Source organism: Mesorhizobium sp. 1M-11, from assembly GCF_001303895.1.
Taxonomy (GTDB): Bacteria; Pseudomonadota; Alphaproteobacteria; order Rhizobiales; family Rhizobiaceae; genus Mesorhizobium.
In genome coordinates this window covers 233,827-240,000 of record NZ_LJSD01000029.1, presented here as the reverse complement: position 1 = coordinate 240,000, position 6,174 = coordinate 233,827, and the positions used below count along the sequence as shown (strand labels likewise).

Here is a 6,174-nt window from a genome sequence, read left to right as displayed (position 1 = left end):
AACGGCGGCCGTAACTATAACGGTCCTAAGGTAGCGAAATTCCTTGTCGGGTAAGTTCCGACCTGCACGAATGGCGTAACGACTTCCCCGCTGTCTCCAGCATAGACTCAGTGAAATTGAATTCCCCGTGAAGATGCGGGGTTCCTGCGGTTAGACGGAAAGACCCCGTGCACCTTTACTATAGCTTTACATTGGCATTCGTAGTGGCATGTGTAGGATAGGTGGTAGGCTTTGAAGCCAGGGCGCCAGCCTTGGTGGAGCCACCCTTGAAATACCACCCTTATTACTATGGATGTCTAACCGCGGCCCGTTATCCGGGTCCGGGACAATGTATGGTGGGTAGTTTGACTGGGGCGGTCGCCTCCTAAAGAGTAACGGAGGCGCGCGATGGTGGGCTCAGAACGGTCGGAAATCGTTCGCTGAGTGCAATGGCATAAGCCTGCCTGACTGCGAGACTGACAAGTCGAGCAGAGACGAAAGTCGGTCATAGTGATCCGGTGGTCCCGTGTGGAAGGGCCATCGCTCAACGGATAAAAGGTACGCCGGGGATAACAGGCTGATGACCCCCAAGAGTCCATATCGACGGGGTTGTTTGGCACCTCGATGTCGACTCATCGCATCCTGGGGCTGGAGCAGGTCCCAAGGGTATGGCTGTTCGCCATTTAAAGCGGTACGTGAGTTGGGTTCAGAACGTCGTGAGACAGTTCGGTCCCTATCTGCCGTGGGTGTAGGAATATTGAAAGGATCTGTCCCTAGTACGAGAGGACCGGGATGGACGTATCTCTGGTGGACCTGTTGTGGCGCCAGCCGCATAGCAGGGTAGCTATATACGGACGGGATAACCGCTGAAGGCATCTAAGCGGGAAACCCACCTTGAAACGAGTATTCCCTGAGAACCGTGGAAGACGACCACGTTGATAGGCCGGGTGTGGAAGAGCGGCAACGCTTGAAGCTTACCGGTACTAATAGTTCGATCGGCTTGATCGTTCTCATTCCTTATGTCCATCACCAGCGCTCACGCATGAGCGGCCCTAAAGGGCCTATGCTCCGCGAGGGCGCCGGATGACCGGCGACGCGCAGTCGCGCTTGCGGGCAACGCCCGTAGCAAAACTGCAAGACGCCAATGGCACAAATACAGCTTCTCATACGTGCGTTTCGCCGACCTGGTGGTTATGGCGGAGCGGCTGCACCCGATCCCATTCCGAACTCGGCCGTGAAACGCTCCAGCGCCAATGGTACTTCGTCTCAAGACGCGGGAGAGTAGGTCGCTGCCAGGTCTGCCAAACGCACGTAATTCTCTTTATTCTTTTGTCTTACTGGACCTTGCCTGATCGGTTCGGCCGTTTCAGCATTTCCTCGGCAAAATGGAAACCCAACGGTTCGCGCACCGCGCGAACGCTTGGCGAGGCGTTTTTCGCGAATCCGCAGGCTCTCGTAGAACGAGCTCGAGCGCTTTCGAAGCGCGTCGATCCTTCTCTTGCCATGTACGCTTCCGTTCAGGCGGTTTGTCGAGGACGATCCGGGCACCCTCTGCTCTTGCAGCACAACGATCGCCTCCACCTGCTTTTCACTTTCCAGCCCGCCGGAACATTTCCGCCTTTCGCTGAATCCCGGCACTGCCCTGGCTCCTGTTTGTCGAGCAATCCCGGACGCAAAACCGCTGCGCACTTCTGCCGGAATTGCTCTAGAGTTCCCCGAACGGGATTCGCACAAAGAGCAGGTCTTCTCGTACTGGACACTGACAAAACGATGGATCAGAACTGATATATCTCAGGAAAACATGCAGGATAACGCGACAAGAACAGGGAAGCGCGAACGGGCCGGCAAGGACCATGACGTAAGCGTGGACCTCATCGCCGTTGTCGTGGCCGTGGCCGATCAGGAGCCCCGTGTCCTCACCATCGGCGAGGCAAACGGCCTGCCTTCAGGCCCTTTTGAACTTGGACACCGATCGCTGCAGTTCGGTCTCAGAACATGGGTGGAGCAGCAGACCGGTCACCGGCTCGGATATATAGAGCAGCTTTATACATTTGCCGACCGCGATCGGATCGGTGACGAACGCCAGGAACGGGTGATCTCCATCAGCTATCTGGCTTTGGCGCGTATGGACCAGGTCGCAGGCTCTCCCAAACGTGCATGGCGCAGTTGGTACGATTTCTTTCCGTGGGAGGACCGCCGGGCCGGTATCCCTCTGCTGGTGACCGAGATCCTCCAGCCGCGACTTTTGGCGTGGGCCAGCGGGGCTGTGGACGCGACTTTCTGCGGAGAACGGCGTCGCAGGGCAGCGATCGCCTTCGGCTTCGACGACCACGATTGGAACGAGGAATTCTGCCTGCAGCGCTATGAGCTTCTTTATGAAGCCGGGCTGGTCGAAGAGGCAATGCGTGGACGCGAAGCGAACGGCGCGCTGATACCCGGTCCGGCGATGATCGCCGACCATCGCCGTATCCTGGCCACGGGAATTGCGCGGCTGCGTTCCAAGATCAAATACCGGCCGGTCGTCTTCGAACTGATGCCGCCGGTCTTCACGCTGCTGCAGCTGCAGCGGACGGTCGAGGCCCTGGCCGGTGTCACCGTCCACAAGCAGAATTTCCGAAGGCTGATCGAACAGCAGGATCTCGTTGAAGAGACCGGCCAGATGTCTTCCGACACCGGTGGACGGCCGGCGAAGCTGTTCCGCTTTCGCCACGCCGTGCTGGACGAAAGGCCGTCGGCCGGCACCAAATAACAGATCCACTCTTGACACCCCTTATGCTCATGGTAAGCATATGTCCTTATTATACTCCACATGAGCATAATAAGGATTGCCATGACTGCCATCTCCCCCGCTGCGGCCGCATTGCACAGTCGTGTTGCGAGCTTCATCCCGGCCATCGAATGGCCGGTCTTCTCCGGCGATATCGATGCGATCCTGCGCCTCAAGCTCGAGCGCAATGCCGTCATCCTGGCGCATAATTACCAGACGCCGGAGATCTTCCACTGTGTGGCCGACATCGTCGGTGACAGCCTGGCGCTGGCGCGCAAGGCGATGGATGTCGAGGCCGATGTGATCGTTCTTGCCGGCGTGCACTTCATGGCCGAGAGCGCCAAGCTGCTCAATCCGGGAAAGATCGTGCTGATCCCCGACATGGGCGCCGGCTGCTCGCTGGCCGATTCCATCACGCCGGACGATATCCGGCTGATGCGGCAGCGTCATCCGGGTATTCCCGTCGTCACCTATGTCAACACATCGGCAGCGGTGAAGGCGGAGTCCGACATCTGCTGTACTTCGGGCAACGCCAAGGCCGTCGTGGAATCGCTCGGCGTGCCGCGCGTCATCATGCTGCCCGACGAATATCTGGCGCAGAACATCGCCAATCAGACCGATGTCGAGATCATTGCCTGGAAAGGCCATTGCGAGGTGCATGAGCGCTTCACGCCGGGCGATATTCGCGAGCTGCGCGCCGCCCATCCCGGCATTATCGTGCTCGCTCATCCCGAGTGCCCTCCGGAGGTCGTGGCCGAAGCGGATTTCGCCGGCTCGACCGCGGCGATGTCCGACTATGTCGGCCAGGAAAAACCCGCGCGCGTCGTGCTGATGACCGAATGCTCGATGAGCGACAATGTCGCCATCGAACACCCCGAGGTCGAATTCATCCGTCCCTGCAATCTCTGTCCGCACATGAAGCGCATCACGCTTGCCAATATCCGCGCGGCGCTGGAGGGGATGCGTCATCCGGTGACGATCGATCCGGCCGTCGCGGTCCGCGCCCGACTCGCGGTGGAGCGGATGCTCGCGGTATGATCCTTGATCTCAATCACCTCGCCAACCGGCCCGTTGTCGTCGGCGCAGGCATCGCCGGTCTGATGACGGCACTGGAACTTGCGCCGCGGCCAGTCGTGCTGATGTCTGCCACCGCACTTGGCGCCGAGGCGTCGAGCGCTCTCGCGCAAGGTGGAATGGCGGCCGCGCTCGGCAGCGACGATTCCCCGACACTGCATGCAGCCGACACACGCAGAGCCGGCGACGGCATGTGCGATGTCTCCGTCGTGGAGCGCATCCTCGAAAAAGCTTCCAAAGTCATTGAAAAGCTGGAACGGCTCGGTGTCGCCTTCGACCGCATGGTGGACGGGAGCCTGGCTCTCGGTCTCGAAGCCGCGCATAGTCGCCGGCGCATCGTTCATGCCGGAGGCGACGCCACAGGACGGGAACTCGTTCGGGCGCTGATTGCGGCCGTGCGCGCCGCGCCTTCCATTACGGTGCTTGAAGGTTTCGCAGCGCGCAGGCTTGTCGTCGAGGACGGCACCGTCGCCGGGGTCGTGGCGACCAGCGAAACCGGCGGCGCGGTGCTTGCAACCGATCGCATCGTGCTAGCCACCGGCGGCATCGGCGGTCTCTACCACGACACGACAAATCCTCTCGGGTGCTTTGGGCAAGGCCTGGCGCTTGCCGCCCGGGCGGGCGCTGAACTCGCCGACCTCGAATTCGTGCAGTTCCATCCTACGGCGCTCGATGGGCCGGTGCGCCCGATGCGGCTCGTGAGCGAGGCGGTGCGCGGTGAAGGCGCCGTGCTGATCGATGAGAAAGGCGAGCGCTTCCTTGCAGACCTGCCCGGCGGCGAACTCGCTCCCCGCGATATCGTCGCGCGTGAAGTATCCCGGCATCTTGGCCGCGGGCACAAGGTCTTTCTCGATACGCGCCGTTGTCTCGGCGCCCGCTTTTCGGAGCGGTTCCCGGCCATCGCCGCTTTCTGCCACGAGGCCGGGATCGATCCGTCACGCGAGCCGATCCCGGTGCGCCCCGCCGTCCATTACCATATGGGTGGCATTGCGGTGGACGACGAGGGCCGCAGTTCCGTGCCCGGTCTGTGGGCCTGCGGTGAAGTCGCATCGACCGGACTTCATGGCGCCAACCGGCTTGCCAGCAATTCGCTGACCGAGGCCGCCGTGTCCGCTGAATGGGTGGCCCACAGCGTGGCTTCGGCAACCTCGTCGCGTATCGTCAAGACGCCTCCGACAGGGCTGCTGCCGCCGCCGGACCCTGGAGTTGTCCGCGACATCGTCTCGGAAAGCCTTGGTGTCGTGCGAACCGCCGAAGGCCTGGGCAATGCGATCCGCCGTCTGGCGCCTCTGGCGATCGGCGGGAGCGCTTGTGCCGACCCGGCAGCGGTCGCGCTGATGATGGCTGTCTCGGCGCTCCGGCGCGAGGAAAGCCGCGGCGCGCATTTTCGCAGCGATTTTCCCGATCAAGCCGTGGCACCCCGCCGCTCGCGGCTGACCGTCGAGAGGGCTCTGAACGCAGCCGCTGAATTCGATCCCCTACCCTTGGCCCGGAGTGCCTGATCCATGTCACTGTCCCCTTTGCCCCTGCTCATGCTCGAACCGATGGTTCGAGCTGCCTTGCTGGAAGATCTCGGCCGCGCCGGCGACATAACCACTCAAGCGATCGTACCGTCGGACGCTTCCGGAAAAATGGTCCTGGCCGCGCGCCAGCACGGCGTTGTCGCCGGCCTCGACCTGGCAGCCCTCGCCTTCACCCTGATCGATCCCGAAATCGTCGTGAAAATCGAACGCGCGGATGGAAGCAGGGTAGAAGCCGGCGACGTCATCGCGACCCTCGCAGGGCCGGCGCGCGGGCTTCTGACCGCCGAACGCGTGGCGCTCAACTTCCTGTCGCACCTCAGCGGCATCGCCTCCGCCACGGCCGGCATCGTCGATGCGGTGCGTGGTCACAAGGCAAAGATCGTGTGCACACGCAAAACCACACCCGGCCTGCGCGCGCTCGAAAAGTATGCCGTGCGGGCGGGTGGCGGCTCGAACCACCGCTTCGGACTCGACGATGCGATGCTGATCAAGGACAACCACATCGCGATCGCGGGTGGCATCCGCCCGGCAATCGAGCGGGCCAAGGCCAATGCCGGCCATCTGGTCAAGATCGAAATCGAGGTGGACACGCTCGCACAATTGCGGGAAGCGCTCGAGCTTGGCGCGGATGCAGTGCTGCTCGACAACATGGCTCCGGATATGCTGAGGCAGGCCGTACAGCTGGTCGGCGGACGGGCGGTCACCGAGGCTTCGGGTCGGGTCACTCAGGAGACCGCGCCGGCAATCGCCGCAGCCGGTGTCGACATGATCTCCGTGGGCTGGCTGACCCACAGTGCGCCGATCCTCGACATCGGACTGGACTGTGAATAG

At 61.9% G+C, this 6,174-nt stretch carries 4 protein-coding genes and 2 rRNA genes (1 of these 6 only partly in view); all 6 read left to right on the top strand.

The window, feature by feature from the left end:
* Positions 1 to 987, top strand: a 23S ribosomal RNA gene (locus AO692_RS13085) (it extends 1,813 nt beyond the left edge of the window).
* Between the two features lie 175 nt (positions 988 to 1,162).
* A 5S ribosomal RNA gene (rrf, locus tag AO692_RS13080) occupies positions 1,163 to 1,277 on the top strand.
* Positions 1,278 to 1,780: 503 nt separating this feature from the next.
* Entirely contained in the window at positions 1,781 to 2,728 is a 948-nt protein-coding gene (locus AO692_RS13075; protein ID WP_054310487.1) for a hypothetical protein, read from the top strand.
* 81 nt (positions 2,729 to 2,809) lie between these two features.
* Positions 2,810 to 3,784, top strand: a complete 975-nt coding sequence (gene nadA / locus AO692_RS13070; RefSeq protein ID WP_054310486.1) for a quinolinate synthase NadA — start codon at positions 2,810 to 2,812, stop codon at positions 3,782 to 3,784.
* Positions 3,781 to 5,322, top strand: coding sequence for an L-aspartate oxidase (locus AO692_RS13065; protein ID WP_054310485.1), 1,542 nt, complete (start codon positions 3,781 to 3,783; stop codon positions 5,320 to 5,322). The genes nadA and AO692_RS13065 overlap by 4 nt, the downstream gene beginning before the upstream one ends.
* A gap of 3 nt (positions 5,323 to 5,325) precedes the next feature.
* Positions 5,326 to 6,174, top strand: coding sequence for a carboxylating nicotinate-nucleotide diphosphorylase (nadC, locus tag AO692_RS13060; RefSeq protein WP_054310484.1), 849 nt, complete (start codon positions 5,326 to 5,328; stop codon positions 6,172 to 6,174).

Coding starts and splice junctions, on each gene's coding strand:
- AO692_RS13075 (WP_054310487.1), top strand. CDS start 1,781: ATGCAGGATAACGCGACAAGAACAGGGAAGCGCGAACGGGCCGGCAAG.
- nadA (WP_054310486.1), top strand. CDS start 2,810: ATGACTGCCATCTCCCCCGCTGCGGCCGCATTGCACAGTCGTGTTGCG.
- AO692_RS13065 (WP_054310485.1), top strand. CDS start 3,781: ATGATCCTTGATCTCAATCACCTCGCCAACCGGCCCGTTGTCGTCGGC.
- nadC (WP_054310484.1), top strand. CDS start 5,326: ATGTCACTGTCCCCTTTGCCCCTGCTCATGCTCGAACCGATGGTTCGA.